This is a genomic window from Synechococcus sp. N32, from assembly GCF_900473895.1.
GTDB lineage: Bacteria > Cyanobacteriota > Cyanobacteriia > PCC-6307 > Cyanobiaceae > Parasynechococcus.
This window is the reverse complement of the sequence record NZ_UCND01000007.1, coordinates 1-21,526: the sequence shown is the minus strand read 5'-3', so window position 1 is coordinate 21,526 and position 21,526 is coordinate 1. Positions and strand designations below refer to the sequence as shown.

Below are 21,526 nucleotides of genomic sequence, written 5' to 3'. Positions count from 1 at the left end.
TGCAGACCAGCCTAGAATGTTGCGTGTAACTGGTGGGATGTTCATTGGAGAAAAAATGTTTTTAGAAGAATTTAAGGAGTTACTTAAGATTAATCAAGGATAACTCCCTCGTTTGCATTTTGAATATTTTGTTGACGTGCTGCCTCGGCAGCAGCAGCTTTTCTTTGGGCTTCTTTTGCTCGTTGATATTGTCGTTCTGCTTCACGTTTGGCGGCTAAGGCCCTAGCTTTTTCACGTTCTTGGTCTGCGATAGCTTTTTCCCCTAGGGCGATAGCTGTTTGGCAGAAAGATGTTGACCTTTTTATCTGCTTCTTTCTTGAGTTTAGAAGTGTTGAATCGATTCCCGAGATTGAATCGTTGGCTCCATCCACTTGATTGCTGAGAATCTCTATAGTGTTCTTTTTGGTCAATAAATCATTCTTAGTATTGACATTTTCAAGCTGTTGAGCTTTGGTCCAATTCTTGCTACTTGCAACGGCGCTGCAATTGGTCACGAAGTTTTTGCTGGCAATTTCTGCTGCAATGTCAGAAATCTTTTCTTCAATATCTTCTCGGGTTGTATAAACCCATGAACCTGACTCGCAAGCAGTTAAAATTGCTTTGTAATTATCTGCACCCATCTTTTTGAGATTGGTGTAATGCCAGTCGCCAACTTCTTCAGTCCCCCAGTATCTCATTGTTTTGGCGGCACGTGTATTTTTCTCTGTCTGGCAATCTTTAATAAATTTAGATGAGTCCGAGAGATAGCTTAATTTATCAGCGGTGCTATTCAGTTCCTGACTTTCATATCTGCTAACAAATGACAGTGCTATAGGGTATTGGCGTTTTGAAAATTCTACTTCTTTTTGAGCTTGGCGGCATTGTTCTTGCTCGATAAATGTTGTTGGCTCGCTTGTGTGTCGAACTTGATAGCAAGTGTGCTTGAGAGCTCCTTCACCCTTGGTCATTGAATTGACAAGGGCGTCTATGAAAGCGAGTTGGGTATTGCCTATCGGATTTGGAACAAATGTTGAGGTATTGCTTATGAGTAATAGGGAAAGCGTTGCTAGCATTGCTTGCTTTTAGAGAGCTTTTAATAGTATAAGCCCTTGAATGCCGTCAGAACTATTCCTTGTTTCATGCATATTTTGCATATAAAGTATGCCTGGGATAGTATTTCCTCGGAGTTTCGCTATAGTCAAACGATTTTTTTCGGGTATCTGGGTCTTCAGGTGCCTTGTTTATTGGATGAGTAGCTGTGCTAAAGTAAGCAAAATTGTTGTATTTAGTGGTTGTGATTCGTTCTGCTTTTTGTGTTGTGGCCATTGCCGTGAATTTTGTATTGGCCGGTTGCCATTTATCCAAGCAGTTAGATGGCGAATCTACGGCGACAACTCGGGCTCCTGACAGTGTTCTTTTAAGAAATAAAGACGCAAATCAAAATTCGAAAGAACAGGAAGCTGCTTCGATTAAGGATGAATTTATTAAGGCGGTTAAAAAAGGGGGCGGCAGAAGTAATCAGATTAGTCAAGATGATTGTGAGGCCATAACATCGAAAACTCAATTTAGATATTCTTCTCCGGATAAAAAGGGAATTCTGGTGTATCCAATTGATAATGCGCTAGTCCCCATAGAACATCTCAATTCTGGGAAGTGTTCTGTTCTTGATTCGATAGTTCTCGATGAAGAGGTTTCTGAATTTACTTACTCATCAGATGGAGATCCTTTGACAAAGCTGATTTCATTGTGGTCTCTTGAGAAAATTGAGGGATGCAATGATGAATTTGAATATATTCCAGGCTGTCAAGCTCTCGCGAATTACAAAAAAGTGTTATTCGTTGGCGATCAGGCAAAAGAAGAAGATCAAGTGAAGAGGAATGAGTATTCAGTCCACCACAGAGAGCCGTCTGCTAGTTGGTTGTTGGGTGATTGTCGACTTGTGCAAGGCGATGACAAATTCAACTGCAGAAGGTTTTATTCGTTGGCTCCGCTAAAAAAATATCGCGAGTATATTGTAAGTGGCTCCGATAAATCGTTTGACATTTATGTGTCTAATAACAGCGTAATGCTTGAATAGTCGTCGCTTTTATTCTCGGGTTGCAAGAATGATTCGTCTGTTAGTCATTGAGGTCAGTTGTGTATATATTTTGTTTGAGAATTAGGGGTGTTGAGATGTTTGCGGGCTATCCCATCCGTTCAATGTCAATGTCTTCCCCTAAGGCTTCAGTTTTTAGGTCCCTTTAGGCCTTTTATCGCTCCAAATACACATCCTGTCGTATTTGGTTTTGTATGTTTCTTCAATATTTTTGGAAAGCTGATCGCTTTCCGAATTTCCTGCACTCGAGAGGCTGCGCTGAGATTCGTGACCAGCGGCATTGGGATTGAGTGCTGACCGGCAGACTGGCAGCCTTCCTGGTCCTGTCTTGATGTCCACGCCCGGCACCGTTCTGATCACCGGCACCACCTCCGGTGTGGGCCTGAATGCCACCTGCGCCTTGGTGAAGCGGGGTTGGACGGTGATCACGGCGAACCGCAGCCCGCAGCGTGCCGCGGCAGCTGCCGACGATATGGACCTCCCCAAGGAGCGTCTCAAGCACGTGTTGATGGATCTGGGTGATCTCGACAGTGTGCGTCGGGCGGTGGATGCCTTGCCCGAGCGCGTGGATGCCGTGGTCTGCAATGCAGCCGTGTACAAGCCGAAACTGAAGCAGCCGGAGCGTTCGCCCCAGGGCTATGAAATCTCGATGGCCACCAACCATTTCGGCCATTTCCTGCTGGTGCAGCTGCTCTTGGGTCGGCTGAAGGCCTCCACTCATCCCTCCAAGCGGGTGGTGATCCTGGGCACAGTGACGGCGAACTCCAAGGAGCTTGGGGGCAAGATTCCGATCCCTGCGCCGGCAGATCTGGGGGACCTCTCAGGCTTTGAGGCCGGGTTCAAAGACCCCGTCGCCATGGCCAGTGGCAAGCCGTTCAAGCCCGGCAAGGCCTACAAAGACAGCAAGCTCTGCAACATGATCACCACTCAAGAGCTGCATCGCCGTCTGCACGGGGACACGGGGGTCACCTTCACGTCGCTCTACCCGGGCTGTGTGGCAGACACACCGTTGTTCCGCAACACCCCCAAGGCCTTCCAGACGATCTTCCCCTGGTTTCAGAAAAACATCACCGGCGGCTATGTCACCCAGGCCCTGGCGGGAGAACGGGTGGCTGATGTGGTGGCCAATCCCGACTTCGCCGAATCCGGGGTGCACTGGAGCTGGGGCAACCGCCAGAAGAAGGATGGACAGCAGTTCAGCCAGGAACTGTCTGACAAGGCCACTGATCCAGAAACAGCCCGCCGGGTGTGGGAGCTCTCCATGGCATTGGTGGGCCTGGGATAAATCGGCTCAGTGCGGCATCTCCTTCCACCGGCGAGGAACAGCAATCCCGCGAATCTGTAAGCCATGCAGCTCACGCGCGACGATCTGAGCACAGTGCTGTCGGAACACAGCAGGAGGAGATTGGGCCGCCGTTGTGTTGATCCTACGGTTGAGGTTGTTGTGACTGGAGTGGTCTCGAGCGGGAATCTCGAGGAACTGCTCGACGCTGGCCAGCAACGCTTCGGGCTGATCTTGGATGTCGTCAAAAAGTAATGCTTTGACATTCTGGTGACCCAGTCCTTCACAAACAGCGTCAAGGTTTCTGCAGTATTGACTGTGTACATTCACGTCAGGATCTTTCAAAAATTGCTCGATCTCTTTTTCAAATTCTGATGGATTGATTTTCTCGTGTGATTGGCCCGAAAATTTGTATTGACTCCAGAGTCGTTCACAGGGTTCCCGGAGGATGTATATCACTTTAATTTCTTTGCTAACGTCTGATCGAAGCTGTTTCCAGCCCTCAGCATCAATAAGGGCTGACAGATTGCTGAAATCTGCATTCCATCCAGGTCTTCCTTGACTGCTACGGAAGAGATTCTGATACCAGTCTAGAGACGGAGTTCCATTCAGATATTGATCGTTGTACCAGGAACGAATGAGCTCCTGGCGTTCAGGTCTGAGGTTGCCGATGTTACTAAGTCGTGTCTGAGCTCGATGCCGTCGATGGTCTTCAGTGAGATATTTTGTGTTGAGATAATGGTGGGCTAGAAAATGGACTTCTTTTTCAGGAGTGAAATGGATCTGTGGATGCCGTTCCAGCAGTGAATAGAGCCAGGTGGTGCCGGCTTTCATTGCTCCAATGCTTAAAAATAGTTTCTCCATTCTCCCCGTTTGTTGATGGGGATTTTAGCTTGCTTCTTAGCTATTTCAATCGAATCCCAGCAGGTCGAAGATTTCGCGGTCTTTGAGGGATGTGGCCTCGAGCGGCTCCACCTTGTCGAGCATGTTCTGGGCCAGCCGCAGATATTCGTTCTGCACCGCTTGCACAGCCTCATCGGCATCATCCATTTCAAAGATGGTGCATTTCTTGAGTCGGGATCGCCGGATGGCATCCACATCCCTGAAATGGGCCATGGTGCGCAGGCCGGTGCGATCGTTGAACTTGTCGATCTGATCGGTGTCTGCCGAGCGGTTCGCGACAACGCCGCCAAGCCGCACCTTGTAGTTCTTGGCTTTGGCTTGAATCGCCTGAACGATGCGATTCATCGCGAAGATCGAATCGAAATCGTTGGCGGTCACAATCAGGCAATAGTTGGCGTGCTGCAGCGGGGCGGCGAAACCACCACACACCACATCGCCGAGCACATCGAAGATCACCACATCGGTGTCTTCCAACAGATGGTGCTCCTTGAGCAGCTTCACGGTCTGCCCGGTCACGTATCCGCCGCAGCCCGTGCCCGCCGGCGGGCCGCCGCTCTCGACGCACTGCACCCCGTTGAAGCCGGTGAAGACGAAATCCTCAGGCCGCAGCTCTTCGCTGTGGAAGTCCACCTCTTCAAGGATGTCGATCACCGTCGGCACCATCTTGTGGGTGAGGGTGAAGGTGCTGTCGTGCTTGGGGTCGCAGCCGATCTGAAGCACCCGCTTGCCCAGCTTCGAGAAGGCGGCTGACAGGTTCGAGGAGGTGGTGGATTTGCCGATCCCGCCTTTGCCATAGACCGCGATCACCAGGGTTTCTTCCTGGATGTTCAGTGCCGGGTCCTGGTGGACCTGCACGCTGCCTTCACCGTCTGCCGGTCGCGTCAGGGTTGTGGTCATGCAGCGACCTGTGCAAGAGAAGTCGATTTCATTCAACAGCAGCAGATGTGCAGTGGTTGGTTTTCACCAAGAAATGAAAGGTCTGGTTCTTGATTGAGTTGCAAGAGCAGAATTTCTTTCGATTAAATAAAAAGAAATGAGTGCAAATGCTCATGCCTTGAAGTGGGCTTTTGCGTCATACAGCGTTTCGCTGCTGATCTCTCTGCAGCCCACATCGCGCGCGTAAGCCTCCGTGTTGCGTCGCACCTTTCCCCGTACGAAGAAGGGGATCTTCTTCAGCTCGGCTTCCCCATCGGCCGTCCACTGCAGAGCGCCATCGCCCTCCCCTGGGATGTCACTCAAGCCGGAACTGTCGGCGGCGCCGGCACCACCGGCATGGCCCAGGTGGCTCTGGTGGCCATCCACGAATTCGAAGTCGTGGCGGAACATGCCGATCAGGTGTTCCTCCAGGCCCATCATCAGCGGGTGCACCCAGTCGTCGAAGATCACGTTTGCTCCTTCCCAGCCCATCTGGGGGCTCATTCGGGCAGGAACGTCCTGCACATGCATGGGTGTGCTGATCACCGCGCAGGGAATCCCCAGCCGCTTGGCGCTGTGGCGCTCCATCTGGGTTCCCAGCACCAGTTCCGGTGCCGCTTCGGCCATGGCCGCTTCTACCGCCAGGTAGTCGTCACTGATCAGGGCCTCCAGGCCCAGGGCTTTGGCGGCGGCCCGCACGGGCCGGGCCATCTCCCGGCTGTAGGTGCCCAGCCCCACCACCGTGAAACCCAGTTCCTCGCTGCAGATCCGGGCTGCGGCGAGGGCGTGACTGCCGTCGCCAAAGATGAACACTCGCTTGCCCGTGAGGTACGTGGAGTCAACGGATTCTGAATACCAGGGCAGGCGTGAGCGCCGGTAGCCCTCGTCGGGAGCGGGGGGCTCCATCCCCAGCATTTCGTGCACTTCGACGAGGAAATCGTGGGTGGCGCCCACGCCAATCGGCACCGTTCGGCTGAAGGGCATGCCGAAATTGCGCTCCAGCCAGCTGCAGCTGGATTCCGCCACCTCCGGATAAAGGCAGACGTTGAGATCGGCATCGGGGATCCGCTGCAGATCCTCCACGCCTGCCCCGAGGGGCGCCACCACACCTACATCGATGCCGTGCAGGGTGAGCAGTTTCTGTACCTCCAGTACGTCGTCGCGGCAGCGGAAGCCCAGCAGGGATGGGCCTAACAGGTTCACCCGGGGCCGGCGGCCCTGGTGTTGCCATGCCCTGGGGTCGTGCTGGCTGTTGGCTGGCGCCTGCTCCTTCAGCAGGTTGCGCACCAGTTGGTAGAAGGTTTCTGCGGCTCCCCAGTTCTCCTTTTTGCTGTAGGCCGGCAGCTCCAGACTCACCACCGGCATGGTGAGCTCCATGCCCTGGGCCAGGGCACCGGGCTGATCCTGAATCAACTCCGCGGTGCAGCTTTCCCCCACCAGCAGGGCATCGGGTTGGAAGCGATCCACCGCTTCACTCACATGCCGTTTCACCAGTTCGGCGGTGTCCCCGCCGAGATCCCGGGCCTGAAAGGTGGTGTAGGTGACGGGCGGACGCTGTCCGCGCCGCTCAATCATCGTGAACAGCAGATCGGCATAGGTGTCCCCCTGGGGGGCATGGAGCACGTAATGAACGCCGCGCATGGAGGCGGCAATGCGCATGGCTCCCACATGGGGTGGTCCTTCGTAGGTCCAGAGCGTGAGTTGCATGGGATCAGGCGTGCACGGTTGGGTCGGGGCTGTTGGGGTGGAGGCCCGGGCGAATCAGTTGCCGGCGACGCAATGGCCGCGAAAACAGTTCCGCCAGGTCGCCGGCCTGGTCGATGCCGTGGATCGGGCTGAACACCAGTTCGATCGACCATTTGGTGGCGATGCCTTCGGCCTCCAGCGGATTGGCAAGGCCCATCCCGCACACCACCAGATCGGGCTGACTGGCGCGAACCCGATCCAGTTGCTGCTCCACGTGTTGCCCTTCCATCACCGGGACGTCATCGGGGAGCAAGGCCAGCTCGGCAGCCATCTGTTCGCGGTTCAGATAAGGCGTGCCCACCTCCACCAGTTCCATGCCGCATTCCCGTTGCAGAAACCGGGCCAGGGGCAGTTCCAGCTGGGATTCTGGAAGCAGGAAGATCCGCTTGCCCTCCAGCACTGCGCGATGGCGGGCCAAGGCGCTCTGGGCTCGCTCAATCAACGGGTCGAGCACAGCAGCAACCCGTTCATCAGGCAGATGAAAGGCAGCAGCAGCAGCCTCCATCCAGCGGCGACTCCCCTCGGCCCCAAACGGGAAGGGGGCCGTGAGCACCGTGGCGCCGCGGTCGCTGAGCAGGCGCGCAGTTTCCGTGAGAAAGGGTTGGGTCAGCAGCACCGTGGTTCCCGCTCCCACGGCGGGCAGGTCAGTCGATTGCCGGGGCGGCAGGCTGCGAATCGTCTCGATGCCCATCCGCTGGAACAGGTGCATCTGCCGGTCTTCCACGGCATCAGCGAGGGTTCCCACCATCAGCAACTGACGCTCATCGCTGGCGGGGAGCAGGGGAACGAGGGCTGCCAGTGCCCCGTCTTCTCCCTGGGTGAACGTGGTTTCAATTCCGCTGCCGGAGTAGTTCACCACCCGCACCCGGCCTGTCAGTTCTTCGTTGAGTCGTTCGGCGGCCCGGGCCAAATCCAGCTTGATCACTTCGCTGGGGCAGGACCCCACCAGAAACAGCGTGCGGATTTCGGGGCGGCGTTGCAGCAGTTCCCTGCAGACCCGGTCGAGTTCGTCGTGGGCATCGGCGAGGCCAGCCAGATCCCGCTCGCTGAGAATGGCTGTGCCGAAACGGGGTTCGGCAAAAATCATCACCCCCGCGGCGCTCTGGATCAGATGGGCGCAGGTGCGTGATCCCACCACAAGAAAAAAGGCATCGGGCATGCGCCGATGCAGCCACACAATCGAGGTGAGGCCGCAGAACACTTCGCGCGGCCCCGACTCCTTCAGCAGCGTTGGCCCGGCCATCGGCCGCTCCCTTGATGATCAACCTCTCCAAGTTGCGAATAAATCCGCTGAGGGGTGGAAAGGTCGCTCAAACTCTTTGGGATCGCCCAAGCCAGGCAGGTCCTGCCGCAGCTCAAAGGCGGCGACGGAATCCGTCGTAACGATCGGAGCGATCGCTCTCCTCTGCTTTGCTCAAGCGCCAGACGTTGCGGCTGACTCGGCGGGCAACGAGGCCACCGCGTTCCACCCGTTCCGTTCCGGGGCGGGCCCCCAGCAGCATGCTCACCTCCGCGGTGGTGAGTGGAGCACCAGTTTCGATGGCCAATGACGTCAGTTCCAGCCGTTGACGCAGCTGGCGCAGACGCTCACTGTCTGCATTTCCTGATGCCTCCAGCCAGGGCAGATCCACCTGGCCGTCCTGCGCAAGCCGTTGCATCAGGCCGAAGCTCACCATCCCGAGGGCTTGATCAGCGTTGAGATCCACTGGCTTCAAAGAAGACTGCTCAGTCATTGCAAGATCTCTAGAGGGGTTCTCCGGACGGTATCGGCTGTTTTTCAAGGCGCAAGACCGCAGGCTCTAACTCTTTATTGGCCCGTTTCAGCTGAATTCGTCCGGTACACTCCCCGCCATGACACGTTTTGCCAGCTTCGATGCTCGGGAGCGGCGACGCGGCGGTAGTGCTCTCGTCACCGGCACTGAGGTGACCCCCCAGCAGGGGGGGGCGAGCTGTGTTGTGACAACGGATTCGGAGTCGCCTCGGCTGTTGCGGCAGAACAGCCATGTGCAGTCGATCGAACTGCGCACCCACGTCTTCATCGACTCGCTCCAGCCGCAACTGGCGGCCTATATGGGTTCGGTGAGCCAGGGATTTCTGCCCATCCCCGGAGATGCCTGCCTCTGGATGGAGGTGTCACCGGGCATGGCGGTGCACCGGGTGACGGACATCGCCCTGAAGGCCAGCAACGTCCGTCTCGGCCAGATGGTGGTGGAGCGGGCGTTCGGCTCGATGGCCCTCTATCACCGCGACCAGAGCACGGTGCTCCATTCCGGAGATGTGGTGCTGGAAGCGATCGGGAGCACCATCGATCAGCGTTCTCCAGCCGATGTGAGCTGGACGGAAGTGATCCGGGCGATCACCCCCGACCATGCCGTGCTGATCAACCGGCAGAACCGACGCGGCTCAATGATCGAAGCCGGGATGAGCATGTTCATCCTGGAGACGGAGCCGGCCGGGTACGTGTTGATCGCTGCCAACGAAGCGGAAAAAGCCTCCAACATCACCTTGGTGGACGTGAAAGCGGTGGGTGCCTTCGGACGTCTCACCCTGGCGGGACGGGAAGGTGACGTGGAGGAGGCGGCCGCGGCGGCGATGCGCGCCATCGACCACATCAACAGCAACGCAAGGCTGCGCTGAGCGCTCAGACCAGCTCGGATCAGCTCAGGTGCAGCAGCTCGCGCAGCTGTGGTGCCAGAGCTCGCGCCGCTTTCCCACGGCTGCCCAGGCGGCTGAGCTGAGCCGCATTCAGTTCGCCGTAGCTGCAACGGGCTTCCCGCACCCAAAGCAGGGATTCGAATCCGCCGCCGGCGTAGGTCGGGGCACTCAGGAGTTCGCCCCAGCAAATGCCTTCCGCGGCGGCACGACAGCTGCCAGAGGGATCACACAACACCATCGTGCTGCGAAAACAGGCACTCCGATAAGGCGATCCCACCAGCTCCTTCAGGATCCGCTGCACCTTGGCGTCGTTTCCCTCGGCGTAGCGGGCGGAATACAGACCCGGTGCCCCTTGAAGCGCATCCACCTCAAGCCCTGAATCGTCAGCCAAGGCCCAGCAGCCGGTGCGCAGGGCGGCTGCGCTGGCTTTCAGCTCAGCGTTTTCGCGATAGGTGCTCCCCGTCTCTTCAACGTCCAGATCGGCAGGTTGACGCTGCACGTCCAGAGGTAGAGGTCCCAGCATGGCCTCGATTTCGGCAACCTTGATCGGGTTGCTCGTGGCGATGGTGAGCTGAAGCGCCAAGGAGGGCCAACATAAGAGGGCCTCCATTGTGCGGGCTGGTTGGGGCTACGGACTAACAATCTCTGGATTCGACCCAGCGCCACCCATTTGGGTTGAACATTCCACCCCGCAGCAAGGCTTTGGGAGGGTGTCGCAACGTGAACCTATGCAGCTTCACCAGCGTCGACAACGACTTGTGGGGATGTGATCACACGAACCACCACAGCAGACCGGAACAGTGAGGCACAGGGTGATAAGCCCGGCTTATTTGGTTCACTATGGACAGTGATCGAGAAAGTCGTCCAAATCGCTTGACGGGAAGGGTTCTGGCGAAGCAATGTCCCCAGCGAACATTCCACCCCTTCTCCCGGTAGGCAATGGCTAACGAAACCATGGGCATCGCCCTCGGCATGATCGAGACCCGCGGTCTGGTCCCCGCCATCGAGGCAGCTGATGCCATGACCAAGGCTGCCGAAGTGCGCCTGATCGGTCGTGAGTTCGTCGGCGGCGGCTACGTCACCGTTCTGGTTCGCGGCGAAACTGGCGCTGTCAACGCTGCTGTGCGCGCTGGCGCTGACGCTTGCGAGCGCGTCGGTGACGGCCTGGTCGCCGCTCACATCATTGCCCGCCCCCACCGCGAAGTGGAGCCTGCTCTGGGTAACGGCAACTTCCTTGGTCAGAAGGACTGAGATCTTCCGCTGAGCCTCTGACGAGGCACGCGAACGTCTCAACCTCTTCACCGACCTAACGGAGTTTTCCCATGAGCAAGAAGTACGACGCTGGGGTCAAGGAGTACAGGGATACCTACTGGACTCCTGATTACGTCCCCCTCGACACCGACCTGCTGGCCTGCTTCAAGTGCACCGGCCAAGAAGGTGTGCCCAAGGAAGAAGTTGCCGCTGCTGTGGCTGCTGAATCCTCCACCGGCACCTGGTCCACTGTGTGGTCCGAGCTCCTCACCGATCTCGACTTCTACAAGGGCCGTTGCTACCGCATCGAAGACGTCCCTGGTGACAAGGAGTCTTTCTATGCCTTCATCGCCTACCCCCTCGACCTGTTCGAAGAGGGTTCCATCACCAACGTTCTGACCTCCCTGGTCGGCAACGTGTTCGGTTTCAAGGCTCTGCGCCACCTCCGTCTGGAAGACATCCGCTTCCCGATGGCGTTCATCAAGAGCTGCTACGGCCCGCCGAACGGCATCCAGGTCGAGCGCGACCGGATGAACAAGTACGGCCGTCCTCTGCTGGGTTGCACCATCAAGCCGAAGCTCGGCCTGAGCGGTAAGAACTACGGCCGTGTTGTCTATGAGTGCCTGCGTGGCGGTCTGGACTTCACCAAGGACGACGAGAACATCAACTCCCAGCCCTTCCAGCGTTGGCAGAACCGCTTCGAATTCGTTGCGGAAGCCATCAAGCTGTCCGAGCAGGAGACCGGTGAGCGCAAGGGTCACTACCTCAACGTGACCGCCAACACTCCCGAGGAGATGTACGAGCGCGCTGAGTTCGCCAAGGAACTCGGCATGCCGATCATCATGCACGACTTCATCACCGGTGGCTTCACGGCCAACACCGGTCTGTCGAAGTGGTGCCGCAAGAACGGCATGTTGCTGCATATCCACCGCGCCATGCACGCGGTGATCGACCGTCACCCCAAGCACGGCATCCACTTCCGCGTTCTCGCCAAGTGTCTGCGTCTGTCCGGTGGTGACCAGCTCCACACCGGCACCGTGGTCGGCAAGCTGGAAGGTGATCGTCAGACCACCCTCGGCTACATCGACCAGCTGCGCGAATCCTTCGTGCCCGAAGACCGCAGCCGCGGCAACTTCTTCGATCAGGACTGGGGTTCCATGCCTGGCGTGTTCGCCGTTGCTTCCGGCGGTATCCACGTGTGGCACATGCCCGCCCTGGTCACCATTTTCGGCGACGACTCCGTTCTTCAGTTCGGTGGTGGTACCCACGGTCACCCCTGGGGCTCCGCTGCAGGTGCTGCTGCCAACCGTGTGGCCCTCGAGGCCTGCGTCAAGGCACGCAACGCCGGCCGTCATCTCGAGAAAGAGAGCCGCGACATCCTCACGGAAGCCGCGAAGCACAGCCCCGAGCTGGCCATCGCTCTCGAGACCTGGAAGGAGATCAAGTTCGAGTTCGACACCGTCGACAAGCTCGACGTCCAGAACTGATCGTCTCAACGGCCGGTTGATGCAACCGGCCACCCCTTTTTCTTACACCCAGGATCCCCATGCCTTTCCAGAGCACCGTGGGTGACTATCAAACAGTCGCCACCCTGGAGACCTTCGGCTTCCTCCCGCCGATGACCCAGGACGAGATCTACGACCAGATCGCCTACATCATTGCCCAGGGTTGGAGCCCGCTCGTCGAGCACGTCCACCCCAGCAACTCCATGGCCACCTACTGGTCGTATTGGAAGCTCCCCTTCTTCGGTGAGAAGGATCTGAACGTCGTTGTCAGTGAGCTCGAGGCTTGCCACCGCGCATACCCCGACCACCACGTGCGCATCGTCGGTTACGACGCCTACACCCAGAGCCAGGGTGCCTGCTTTGTGGTCTTCGAAGGACGCTGATCCTTCGAACCCTTGGTTCCGAGCCCTGACCTGATCAGGGCTCCAGCTTTTTCCGGAGGGGCAAGTGCCCTTCCACTTCACGACGACATCCTCGGGCGGACATGGCAAGACTCTCCAGTCGCGAACTCGCACTTGAACGCCGCAAGGCGCTGACCACTTCCGGTAAGAAGTCCTCGGTAGCGGCTGGTGATGGCGCCAACCGTGTTCGCACCGTTGCTGATGCCCGTCCCACCCGCACCAACGCGGCCGCAGCTGCTGAGCCTGCCTCTGCACCTGCCACCCCCGCTGCTGTAGCTCCGCAGCGGACCACCTCCTTCACAGCTGCTTCCGCAAACCGCAGCTCCCAGGTCAAGCCCCATCGCGATCCCAGCCGCGAGCTGGTGCTCGCCCGTCGTGATGCCTTGTCCCGCCGCGGTAAGACCGCCGACACCAGCCGCGATCGCAACCGCGCTGATGTTGCCCGTCAAACCAAGGCAGCCGCTCCTGCTGCTGCACCCGCTGAAACCACCAAGAGCTGTGGTTGCGGTGGCAAGCGTGCCGCTGAAAAGGCTTCCCTCAGTGCACCGGCTCCCAAGTTGTCTGCCCGCACTGAGCGCCGTTCGGCCACTCCCAAGCGTCGTGCCATCGAGAACCCCAGCCGCGCGCTGGTGCTGGCCCGTCGTGAAGCCATGTCGAAGCACGGCAAAACCGCTGGCAAGCAACCCACCAGTGCAGCAGCCGTTGCCCGTCAGGCCAACCCTGACCTCACCAGCCGTGAGCTCGCACAACAGGTGCGTGAGCTGCGCACCAAGGCCGGTGCCCGCAACAAGCAAAGCGCTGGTGTGACTCGCCCCACCGGTCCCAACCGCCACGGCGCCAAGCAAGCCGCTGCCGCTGATGCCCACTGGAAGGTGGGTGAAAGCACCACGACCGGTGGCCAAACCGTGACCGGCACCCAGGCCAACCGCTCGGTGAAAACCACCGGTAACGAGGCCAGCACCTGCCGTTCGATCACCGGTACCGAATACCTGGGCGCCGAAGTCTTCCAGACCTTCTGTCAGACCGCTCCCGCTGCCACCACCCCGGCCAAGGTGCGCGTCACGGCCACCAGCCACGGCAACCGCGTCACCGGCAATGAAGTCGGCCGTTCCGAAAAGGTCACCGGCGATGAGCCCGGAACCTGCAAGAGCGTGACCGGCACTGAGTACATCTCCGCGAACCAGTCCGCTGCCTACTGCGGTGGTGGCGTGACCTCCCCGCGCAAGGTGGGCCACAGCCTCACCGAACAGGGGCGCCCTGTGAGTGGCGTGATGGTGGGTCGCTCCGCCAGCGTTACCGGTGATGAAGCAGGCGCCAACCGCAGCCTCACCGGCGATCAGTACCTCGGTTCAGATCCTCTGCCCGAAGGTCGCCCTGCCGCCAAGGTGGGTCTCTCCGGAACCCTTTCCGGCACTGGCGTGACCGGCACCATGGTCGGCCGTTCCGCTCAGGTGACCGGCGATGAGTTCGGCTCCTGCCACCGCGTGACGGGTGATCAGTACGTGAGTGCTGAGCAAGTGAATGCGTTCTGTGGCGGCAAGCCCGAGCCCGAGGCCGCCAAGGTTGGCTTCAGCATCACCAACCGCAACCAGGTGGTGAGCGGCACCCGTACGGGCCGTTCGGAGAACGTGACTGGCGATGAGCCCGGCAGCTGCCAGGCCGTCACCGGCACCCCCTATGCAGGTCTTGAGCAGGCCGGCCAGCACTGCGGCACCCCTGCAGTTCAGGCCATCCGTGAGCGCACGCCTGTGCGTGTTGGCACCCCCTCCGCTGCCATGACCGGCATCCAACCCGGTGTGGGTGGTGTGATGACCGGCGACAAGCGTGGTGCATGCGAAGCAGTCACCGGCACTCCTTATGTGGGTGCTGATCAGCTGGCCGCTGCCTGCGGCGCTGACGCTCCCGCTGGCACTGACACCCATGGCCAAGCTCCTGAGGGTGCTGCCTGGACCCGCTTCAGCGTGGTGTCTCCCGCCCGTGCTGCCCAGCAGCAACGTGAGGCTGCGTCTGGTGTGACGGGTACCTCCTATGAGCAGGGGAATCGCATCACCGGCCCTTTTGACATGGCTGGCGGCAAGGTGACCGGTACCGAGCAGTTCCGCTTCGACAACCGCGAGTTCCAGAACCGTCAGCAGCGCCAGTTCCAGCCCACCGTGGCTGTGGTCAGCGAGCCTTCCGAGAAGCCTGCATCCCGGGTGACCGGCGAGGGTTCCTCCACCAAGATCACTGGTGATGACTGGGATCGTGGTGAGCACGTGACCGGTACTGAGGGTGCCTCGGCCCGCCGTCGTAACCCAAGCCGTCCCGGCCCGATGAGTGCCATGTCTCCCTTCGAGCGCAAGCGCAACGAGGAGAACGAATGGCCTGTGAGCCGCGTGACCGGTTCCAGCGGCAACACCGAAAAGGGTTCCCTTATCACCGTCTCCGGCGGCGCACGGGGCTGATTCATTGATGGTTCGCTCCAAGCCTCTCCGTGGCGGGCGACCTCAGGCCCCCTCGGCACCCACCCGACGTCAGCTTCAACAGCTGGCCACAACCTCTGATTCCGTTCAGACCACGTCTGACGTGGAGTCCTCCACCCGCAAGGCCGCTCTGGATCGGCGCCGTGCCCTCACCACCGCGGGCAAGGCTGCTCAACTGGGCGGCGCCCCGGTCGGTGGTGGTCGGATTCGCTCCAGCAAGGACGTTCAACGTCCCGCACCCGCTCAGCCAGGCTGGGTCCGCCGTGAGAAGGCTGCCACCCGGGCGGTTCCTTTCAATCTGAGCCGCAGCTCTCTGCCGATCACCCACCGGCGCCATCCGTTGACGGATGCAGCGGCAAATGCCCGTCTTCAGGCCTATGAGCAGGAGATCAAGGGCCGCTTTGATCGGATCGTTCCCCTGCTTCAGCAGGTTTCAGCGCTTCAGCACGAAACCGATTTCATTCCCCAGGCCCAGCGGTTGTGCCGGGCCGAACTCGGCTTTGATCTTCCGGATCACATCCTGCAGCGGGCCTGGGTTCGCCCCCTCGACATGCGCGCCCTGTTCGCATGGTGTGTGTTCGAAAGCCACCGGCTGTTCAGTGACCGCTTCTTCCAGGACGATCCCCTGGATGCCGGTACGGGCAGTGCTGCCTCCCGGGAGTTCGAACAGTTCCTGCTCGACTGTGGGATCCATCTGCTCGACCTGACGCCCTGTGCCGATGGTCGGTTGGCTCACACCGTGGCCTATGCCCTGCGCATTCCCTTCAGCGCTGTGCGTCGCCGTTCCCACGCCGGCGCCATGTTCGACGTGGAGAACACGGTGAACCGCTGGGTCAAAACCGAGCACCGTCGCTACCGCGAAGGTTCACCAAATCCCTCCACGGAACCCACCCGTTACCTGAAGGTGGTGACATACCACTTCAGTTCCCTCGATCCCTCCCATCAGGGCTGCGCTGCCCATGGCAGCAATGACGAACTGGCGGCAGCGGCGGGTCACCAACGGTTGCTCGACTTCCGTGAGTCGGTGGAAAACAGCTTCTGTTGCGGTGCCTCCGTTGATCTTCTGCTGATCGGCCTCGACACCGACACCGATGCGATCCGAGTGCATCCCCCAAGCCGTGACAGCGAGATGGTGCTCGACCGTTGGCTCTGCGCCAGGGAACTGCATGCCGCCACGACATCGATGAGTGCCGATCAAGCCATGGCACAGATTGCTGAAGCCGTTGAGAGCTCTGCTCCTGGCCCCATGGATGCCGGGATGGTGTCGTTCCTGACCCGTTTGCTCGCCAATAACTTCTCCCAGATCGACTACGTGCAGGATCTGCACGGGGGCACCTACCCGGATGCCGGGCACGCCGAGCGTTTCATTGGCGTTGGCATTGGTTTTAAAGAGGTGCATCTGCGCAATCTCACCTATTTCGCCCACCTCGACACCGTCGAGGAGGGCGCCCCCGATCTCGATGTGGGCGTGAAAATCTTCAAGGGTCTGAATGTGTCCCGGGATCTCCCGATTCCGGTTGTGGTGCGTTTCGACTATTCCGGCCGTGTGCCCGGTGCTCGTGAACGGGCCATCGCTGATTGCCAACGGGTGAACCAGGCCATCGCCGATCGCTACGCAGCTCTCGTTGATGAGGGTCTGCTCCACACTTGTCTCACCATTCGCGACCGCAACCAGACGGCTCCGGCCGAGGTCGTCGGTTCCACGCTCGACCCGCAACTTCCGGAGGCTCACTGATCATGCTCATCGTCAAGGTCGTCAAGCCGCTCGTTTCCACCAACCGGATTCCCGATTTCGAGCACAAGCACCTCCAGGTAGTGCTCGATGGCAGCACCAAGAAGGTGGCCGTCGATGCGGTGGGTGCAAAACCTGGGGACTGGGTGATCTGCGTCAGCAGCTCGGCCGCCCGTGAAGCCGCCGGCAGCAAGTCGTATCCCAGTGACCTCACGATCGTGGGGATCATTGACCACTGGGAACCCGACCCCCCGAAGACCTCCGCTCCCTCTCCATCCCCCAGCCCCAGCAAACCCGCGGGAGGCAAGGCCAGCTGATGGAGATCATGCAGGTGATGGGAACGCTGGTCTGCTCCTACCGGGTTGCCGGTCTGGATCACATGCACCTGCGCATTCTCAAGAACAACAAGGGCAAGAAGCTGGTGGCGGTTGACCCCGTGGGTGCCCGTGAGGGCAACTGGGTGTTCACCGCCAGCGGTTCGGCTGCCCGGCATGCCTGCCCTGACAACACCGTTCTCACCGATCTCACCATTGGTGGCATCATCGATTTCTGGAATCCGGACGGATAGGGATCCTTCATTTCCCTCCGCCGTTTCCGTTCCGCTTCCACACCTACCAATCCATGGCCACTCCTTCCCCCACCCCCCGTCGTCGCACCACCCGCAGCACCGCCGCGGCGAACAAGACTGTGGACGTGAAGCCTGTGGCCAGCACTCCTGCTCCCGCGTCGACTCCCGCCAAGGCAGCTCCTGCTTCAACCACCCGTCGTGCGTCCACCACAACCCGTCGCAGCAGCGCTTCCAACACCGGATCCGGCGGTGGCTCGGCCGTGACCAAGCCCGCTGCCACCCCTTCCCCCATCGTCCCCGGTGTGGCACTGGGCATGATCGAAACCCGCGGCATGGTTCCTGCCATTGAGGCAGCCGATGCGATGACCAAGGCTGCAGAGGTGAGCCTGATCTGCCGTGAGTATGTGGGTGGTGGCTACGTCACGGTGATGGTGCGTGGCGAAACCGGTGCAGTGAATGCCGCTGTTCGTGCCGGTGCCGATGCCTGCGAGCGCGTGGGCGACGGCCTCGTTGCTGCTCACATCATTGCCCGTCCCCATAAAGAGGTTGAGCCGGTGTTGGCCGGCAGTGGTGCAGCTCGCCGCAGCTGAAAGCACAAAAGCCTCCTCACAGCCGTTCACAAAGAGCCCTTTTGCTCCTGACCGGCTCCTAGATTCGCCGGCCAACCAGCGACCAGCTCGATCACCATCCCGCTCGCCGTTTTGACCCTGGAGCTTTCGCTTCCCATCCAGACCGCCTGGTTGATCCCGCTCTATGGGTTCATCGGGATGCTGGTTTCCCTCCCTTGGGCCTGTGGCTGGTTCCGCCGAGATGCCCATCGACCGGCGGCCTACCTCAACATTCTTCTCACCCTGCTGGCCTTCGCCCACGGAAGCCTGATCCTGCAGGAGGTGTACCAGTCAGGGCCGGTGGATCTGGCCTTCCCCTGGCTCAGCGTGGCTGATCTGGAGCTGAACATCAGCTTCAGCCTGTCGCTCACCAACCTGGTGGCCCTGGAACTGATCACGGGCCTCAGCTTGCTGTCGCAGGTGTATTCCCTGGGCTACATGGATAAGGAATGGGCGTTGGCCCGCTTCTTTGCCCTGCTTGGTTTTTTCGAGGGTGCGATGAGTGGTGTCGTGCTCAGCGACTCCCTGTTCCAGAGCTATTTCCTGCTGGAGATGCTGACGCTCTCCACTTATTTATTGGTGGGTTTCTGGTACGCCCAACCCCTGGTGGTCACAGCAGCCCGAGATGCCTTCCTCACCAAGCGCGTTGGTGATGTGCTGCTGCTGATGGGTGTGGTGGCGCTCTGCAGCTATTCCGGCGTGATGGGGTTCAACGACCTTTACGCCTGGGCTGCTCAAGATACCCTCTCTCCATTGGCGGCAACGCTCTTGGGTTTGGGCCTGGTTGCTGGCCCTACGGGCAAATGCGCCCAGTTCCCCATGCACCTCTGGCTGGACGAAGCCATGGAGGGCCCGAACCCCGCTTCGATTCTGCGGAACTCGGTGGTGGTGACCTGCGGCGCCATCGTGCTGCTGAAGGTGATGCCGATCCTTCAGCTCTCGCCCATCGCCATCGGCGTGATGCTCGTGATCGGCAGCATCAGTGCGATCGGTGGCTCTTTGGTGGCCTTGGCTCAGGTGGACATCAAACGCACGCAGTCGTATTCCACAACGGCCCACATGGGCCTTGTCTTCATCGCCATTGCGCTGCAGATCCCTGTTCTGGCCTTGTTGCTGCTGTTCACCCATGCCGTGTCCAAGGCGCTGCTGTCGATGAGCATTGGCGGCGTGATTGCCTCCACCAACTGTCAGGACATCACCGAGCTGGGGGGATTGGGCACCCGCATGCCGGCTACCACCACGGCGTTTCTGGTGGGTGGTGCTGGTCTCGTGGGATTCCTGCCCCTGGGTGGCTTCCTGGCCCTGGCCCAGTCGATTGAACTGCTGAGCGTTCGCTCGGTGCCGTTCATGGCGGTGTTCCTGCTCACCAACGCACTCACCGCCATGGGTCTGGTGCGGGTGTTCCGCCATGTGTTCATGGGGGATTCCCTGATCAAGTCTCGCCGGGCTGCCGAGGTGAACTGGCAGATGGCGTTCCCAATGGTGGCGCTCACCGTGATCGTGCTGATCACGCCGCTGTTGCTGGTGCGGCTTGAATCGCTCGATGGTTTGTTGGCCTTCCCCCTCTGGGCAGCAGCTTTGGTGGTGGGAAGCGGACTGCTGGGCCTGCTCGCTGGCGCCGTTCTCCCCCTGAGCAAGGCCTGGTCCCGCTCGCTGAATCCTGTGTTGCGCTGGTGGCAGGACCTGCTGGCCTACGACTTCTACACCGAGCGCTTCTATCGCCTCACCATCGTCAACGTGGTGGCTGGCTTCTCTCGCCTGGCCTCCTGGTTCGACCGAAATGTGGTGGATGGTCTTCTCAATGGGGTGGCTCGCTTCTCTCTGGCCAGTGCCGACAGCCTCAAGCTCAGCGTCAGCGGCCAGAGCCAGTCGTACGTGCTGACGGTGCTTCTGGCCATCGTTCTTTTCCTCACTGCGGTGAGCTGGTTCCTCACCTGATCGCCCCGAGATGCTTCTTTCCCTTCTGCTGCTGATTCCCTTCCTCGGGGCTCTGGCTCTGATCCTCTGGCCGGGATCCCCGTCCAGTGCACGCCTGCGCGATGTATCGATCGTGCTGCTGGTGGTGCAGTGCTTGGCGAGCTTCGCCCTGTTGCTGCCTTTTGATGCTGCTGACGCAGGTTTGCAGTTGGTGGAGCAGGCCCGCTGGGTGCATGCCATCGGCCTGGATTACGCCTTGGCGCTGGACGGTTTGTCGTTGCCGCTGGTGTTGATGAATGGGGTGCTCTGCCTGGTGGCGGCCATCGCGTCGCGCACGATCGAAAACCGCCCCCGGGTCTACTTCGCCCTGTTGCTGGTGATTTCCGGAGCGGTGAATGGTGCCTTCCTGGCCCAGAACCTGCTGCTCTTCTTCCTGTTCTACGAACTGGAACTCATCCCGCTCTGGATGCTGATCGCTGTGTGGGGTGGTGCCAACCGGGCCTACGCCGCCACGAAGTTTCTGATCGTCACCGCCGTCTCAGGTGTGCTGATCCTGGGTGCCTTCCTTGGCATTGCCCTGGTCACCGGAACCATGGACTTCAGCCTGCGGCCGATCCTTGCCGGTGAACTGGGCATGACCGCCCAGCTTCTGCTGATGGGTGCTCTGTTGATCGGCTTCGGCATCAAGATCCCCCTCTTCCCTTTCCACACCTGGCTGCCGGATGCCCACACCGAGGCCTCCACACCGGTGTCGGTTCTTCTGGCAGGTGTGCTGCTCAAGCTGGGCACCTACGGCCTGCTGCGTTTCTGCCTTGGCTTGTTTCCCGATGCCTGGCAGCTGGCGTCTCCATGGCTGGCTGGCTGGGCTGCGATCTCGGTCCTTTACGGATCCCTTGCGGCGATTGCCCAGACCGACATGAAGCGCATGGTGGCCTACAGCTCGGTGGGCCACATGGGCTACGTGCTGCTTGCCGCCGCCGCCGCAACGCCGCTCGGGTTGATGGGAGCCCTGTTCCAGATGGTGAGCCACGGCCTGATCTCTGGCGTGCTGTTCCTGGTGGTGGGTGTCGTTTACGCCCAGACCGGCACCCGCGACCTCAACGTCTTGCGTGGCCTGCTCAACCCCCAGCGCGGCCTGCCGCTCACTGGATCTCTGATGATCATCGGGGTGATGGCCAGTGCCGGAATTCCCGGCATGGCCGGCTTCATTTCCGAATTCCTGATCTTCCGCGGCAGCCTGCAGCCCTTCCCCCTGGCCACGCTGCTTTCCATGGTGGGATCGGGACTGACAGCGGTGTATTTCCTGCTGTTGGTGAATCGCGCCTTCTTCGGTCGCCTGGCGATCGCCCCCGGCGAGGTGGTGAATCCCCGTATCCTCAATCGCGTGGCGCTGCGGGAGCAGGCCCCGGCCATCGCCCTCAGCCTCGGTGTGCTGGTGCTTGGCCTTGCTCCGGAGCTGCTTTCGAACCTCAGTGAGGCGGCCACCACGGGCCTCAGCCTGATCACT

General features: G+C 59.8%; 20 protein-coding genes. 13 read left to right on the top strand and 7 right to left on the bottom strand.

Annotated elements, in window-relative coordinates; all coding sequences use genetic code 11:
* Positions 1-89: 89 nt before the first annotated feature.
* On the bottom strand, positions 90-1,052 hold the full coding sequence (locus DXY35_RS12320; RefSeq protein WP_137006689.1) for a hypothetical protein: 963 nt from the start codon (positions 1,050-1,052) through the stop codon (positions 90-92).
* A gap of 245 nt (positions 1,053-1,297) precedes the next feature.
* Here DXY35_RS12320 and DXY35_RS12315 point away from each other — a divergent pair, with 245 nt between their 5' ends.
* A complete protein-coding gene (locus DXY35_RS12315) occupies positions 1,298-2,056 on the top strand; it encodes a hypothetical protein (RefSeq protein ID WP_137006688.1) in 759 nt (252 codons plus the stop codon).
* Positions 2,057-2,405: 349 nt separating this feature from the next.
* Positions 2,406-3,359 carry a protochlorophyllide reductase gene (locus DXY35_RS01925; RefSeq protein WP_115080690.1) on the top strand — a complete coding sequence of 318 codons (954 nt, stop codon included), beginning with the start codon at positions 2,406-2,408 and terminating at the stop codon, positions 3,357-3,359.
* A gap of 6 nt (positions 3,360-3,365) precedes the next feature.
* On the opposite strand, the gene DXY35_RS01920 is transcribed toward DXY35_RS01925, so the two are convergent.
* From DXY35_RS01920 to DXY35_RS01900, 5 genes are all read right to left on the bottom strand, one after another.
* A complete protein-coding gene (locus DXY35_RS01920) occupies positions 3,366-4,190 on the bottom strand; it encodes a sulfotransferase domain-containing protein (RefSeq protein WP_170950484.1) in 825 nt (274 codons plus the stop codon).
* Positions 4,191-4,265: 75 nt separating this feature from the next.
* Positions 4,266-5,156: a ferredoxin:protochlorophyllide reductase (ATP-dependent) iron-sulfur ATP-binding protein gene (bchL, locus tag DXY35_RS01915; RefSeq protein ID WP_114988518.1), complete on the bottom strand. Its 891-nt coding sequence runs from the start codon at positions 5,154-5,156 to the stop codon at positions 4,266-4,268.
* Positions 5,157-5,306: 150 nt separating this feature from the next.
* Complete coding sequence (locus DXY35_RS01910; protein ID WP_115080686.1) at positions 5,307-6,881, bottom strand: ferredoxin:protochlorophyllide reductase (ATP-dependent) subunit B; 1,575 nt, start codon at positions 6,879-6,881, stop codon at positions 5,307-5,309.
* A gap of 4 nt (positions 6,882-6,885) precedes the next feature.
* Positions 6,886-8,163, bottom strand: coding sequence for a ferredoxin:protochlorophyllide reductase (ATP-dependent) subunit N (locus tag DXY35_RS01905; RefSeq protein WP_115080684.1), 1,278 nt, complete (start codon positions 8,161-8,163; stop codon positions 6,886-6,888).
* A 112-nt stretch (positions 8,164-8,275) separates the two neighbouring features.
* Positions 8,276-8,653: a hypothetical protein gene (locus DXY35_RS01900; RefSeq protein ID WP_038556224.1), complete on the bottom strand. Its 378-nt coding sequence runs from the start codon at positions 8,651-8,653 to the stop codon at positions 8,276-8,278.
* Positions 8,654-8,771: 118 nt separating this feature from the next.
* Here DXY35_RS01900 and DXY35_RS01895 point away from each other — a divergent pair, with 118 nt between their 5' ends.
* Positions 8,772-9,557 (top strand): BMC domain-containing protein, encoded by a 786-nt coding sequence (locus DXY35_RS01895; protein ID WP_115008700.1) that lies wholly within the window; start codon positions 8,772-8,774, stop codon positions 9,555-9,557.
* A 19-nt stretch (positions 9,558-9,576) separates the two neighbouring features.
* On the opposite strand, the gene DXY35_RS01890 is transcribed toward DXY35_RS01895, so the two are convergent.
* Positions 9,577-10,185: a non-canonical purine NTP pyrophosphatase gene (locus tag DXY35_RS01890; RefSeq protein ID WP_170950483.1), complete on the bottom strand. Its 609-nt coding sequence runs from the start codon at positions 10,183-10,185 to the stop codon at positions 9,577-9,579.
* 329 nt (positions 10,186-10,514) lie between these two features.
* Here DXY35_RS01890 and DXY35_RS01885 point away from each other — a divergent pair, with 329 nt between their 5' ends.
* From DXY35_RS01885 to DXY35_RS01840, 10 genes are all read left to right on the top strand, one after another.
* Positions 10,515-10,826: a BMC domain-containing protein gene (locus DXY35_RS01885; RefSeq protein WP_006169870.1), complete on the top strand. Its 312-nt coding sequence runs from the start codon at positions 10,515-10,517 to the stop codon at positions 10,824-10,826.
* Positions 10,827-10,897: 71 nt separating this feature from the next.
* Positions 10,898-12,313: a form I ribulose bisphosphate carboxylase large subunit gene (locus tag DXY35_RS01880; protein ID WP_011363747.1), complete on the top strand. Its 1,416-nt coding sequence runs from the start codon at positions 10,898-10,900 to the stop codon at positions 12,311-12,313.
* 59 nt (positions 12,314-12,372) lie between these two features.
* The gene (locus DXY35_RS01875) at positions 12,373-12,714 is read left to right on the top strand and encodes a ribulose bisphosphate carboxylase small subunit (protein WP_006043651.1); all 342 of its coding nucleotides are present in this window, start codon (positions 12,373-12,375) and stop codon (positions 12,712-12,714) included.
* A gap of 101 nt (positions 12,715-12,815) precedes the next feature.
* A complete protein-coding gene (locus tag DXY35_RS01870; RefSeq protein ID WP_115080682.1) occupies positions 12,816-15,176 on the top strand; it encodes a CsoS2 family carboxysome shell protein in 2,361 nt (786 codons plus the stop codon).
* A gap of 7 nt (positions 15,177-15,183) precedes the next feature.
* Positions 15,184-16,929 (top strand): carboxysome shell carbonic anhydrase, encoded by a 1,746-nt coding sequence (locus tag DXY35_RS01865; RefSeq protein WP_115080680.1) that lies wholly within the window; start codon positions 15,184-15,186, stop codon positions 16,927-16,929.
* Positions 16,930-16,931: 2 nt separating this feature from the next.
* Positions 16,932-17,243 (top strand): carboxysome peptide A, encoded by a 312-nt coding sequence (locus DXY35_RS01860; RefSeq protein ID WP_006850911.1) that lies wholly within the window; start codon positions 16,932-16,934, stop codon positions 17,241-17,243.
* Positions 17,243-17,494, top strand: a complete 252-nt coding sequence (locus DXY35_RS01855) for a carboxysome peptide B (protein ID WP_011363752.1) — start codon at positions 17,243-17,245, stop codon at positions 17,492-17,494. Before DXY35_RS01860 ends, DXY35_RS01855 begins: the two co-directional genes overlap by 1 nt.
* Positions 17,495-17,547: 53 nt before the next feature.
* Positions 17,548-18,084, top strand: coding sequence for a BMC domain-containing protein (locus DXY35_RS13250; RefSeq protein WP_114988511.1), 537 nt, complete (start codon positions 17,548-17,550; stop codon positions 18,082-18,084).
* A gap of 111 nt (positions 18,085-18,195) precedes the next feature.
* The gene (locus tag DXY35_RS01845) at positions 18,196-20,040 is read left to right on the top strand and encodes an NAD(P)H-quinone oxidoreductase subunit F (protein WP_115080678.1); all 1,845 of its coding nucleotides are present in this window, start codon (positions 18,196-18,198) and stop codon (positions 20,038-20,040) included.
* 10 nt (positions 20,041-20,050) lie between these two features.
* On the top strand, positions 20,051-21,526 hold a 1,476-nt coding region (locus tag DXY35_RS01840), incomplete at its 3' end, for an NADH-quinone oxidoreductase subunit M (protein ID WP_115080676.1).

Excerpts from the sequence above, each read along its gene's own strand:
- DXY35_RS01865 (WP_115080680.1), top strand. The coding sequence starts at position 15,184 with ATGGTTCGCTCCAAGCCTCTCCGTGGCGGGCGACCTCAGGCCCCCTCG.
- DXY35_RS01880 (WP_011363747.1), top strand. The coding sequence starts at position 10,898 with ATGAGCAAGAAGTACGACGCTGGGGTCAAGGAGTACAGGGATACCTAC.
- DXY35_RS01900 (WP_038556224.1), bottom strand. The coding sequence starts at position 8,653 with ATGACTGAGCAGTCTTCTTTGAAGCCAGTGGATCTCAACGCTGATCAA.
- bchL (WP_114988518.1), bottom strand. The coding sequence starts at position 5,156 with ATGACCACAACCCTGACGCGACCGGCAGACGGTGAAGGCAGCGTGCAG.
- DXY35_RS01870 (WP_115080682.1), top strand. The coding sequence starts at position 12,816 with ATGGCAAGACTCTCCAGTCGCGAACTCGCACTTGAACGCCGCAAGGCG.
- DXY35_RS01855 (WP_011363752.1), top strand. The coding sequence starts at position 17,243 with ATGGAGATCATGCAGGTGATGGGAACGCTGGTCTGCTCCTACCGGGTT.
- DXY35_RS01920 (WP_170950484.1), bottom strand. The coding sequence starts at position 4,190 with ATGAAAGCCGGCACCACCTGGCTCTATTCACTGCTGGAACGGCATCCA.
- DXY35_RS01860 (WP_006850911.1), top strand. The coding sequence starts at position 16,932 with ATGCTCATCGTCAAGGTCGTCAAGCCGCTCGTTTCCACCAACCGGATT.
- DXY35_RS13250 (WP_114988511.1), top strand. The coding sequence starts at position 17,548 with ATGGCCACTCCTTCCCCCACCCCCCGTCGTCGCACCACCCGCAGCACC.
- DXY35_RS12320 (WP_137006689.1), bottom strand. The coding sequence starts at position 1,052 with ATGCTAGCAACGCTTTCCCTATTACTCATAAGCAATACCTCAACATTT.
- DXY35_RS01890 (WP_170950483.1), bottom strand. The coding sequence starts at position 10,185 with ATGGAGGCCCTCTTATGTTGGCCCTCCTTGGCGCTTCAGCTCACCATC.
- DXY35_RS01885 (WP_006169870.1), top strand. The coding sequence starts at position 10,515 with ATGGCTAACGAAACCATGGGCATCGCCCTCGGCATGATCGAGACCCGC.
- DXY35_RS01875 (WP_006043651.1), top strand. The coding sequence starts at position 12,373 with ATGCCTTTCCAGAGCACCGTGGGTGACTATCAAACAGTCGCCACCCTG.
- DXY35_RS01905 (WP_115080684.1), bottom strand. The coding sequence starts at position 8,163 with ATGGCCGGGCCAACGCTGCTGAAGGAGTCGGGGCCGCGCGAAGTGTTC.
- DXY35_RS01895 (WP_115008700.1), top strand. The coding sequence starts at position 8,772 with ATGACACGTTTTGCCAGCTTCGATGCTCGGGAGCGGCGACGCGGCGGT.
- DXY35_RS01910 (WP_115080686.1), bottom strand. The coding sequence starts at position 6,881 with ATGCAACTCACGCTCTGGACCTACGAAGGACCACCCCATGTGGGAGCC.
- DXY35_RS01925 (WP_115080690.1), top strand. The coding sequence starts at position 2,406 with ATGTCCACGCCCGGCACCGTTCTGATCACCGGCACCACCTCCGGTGTG.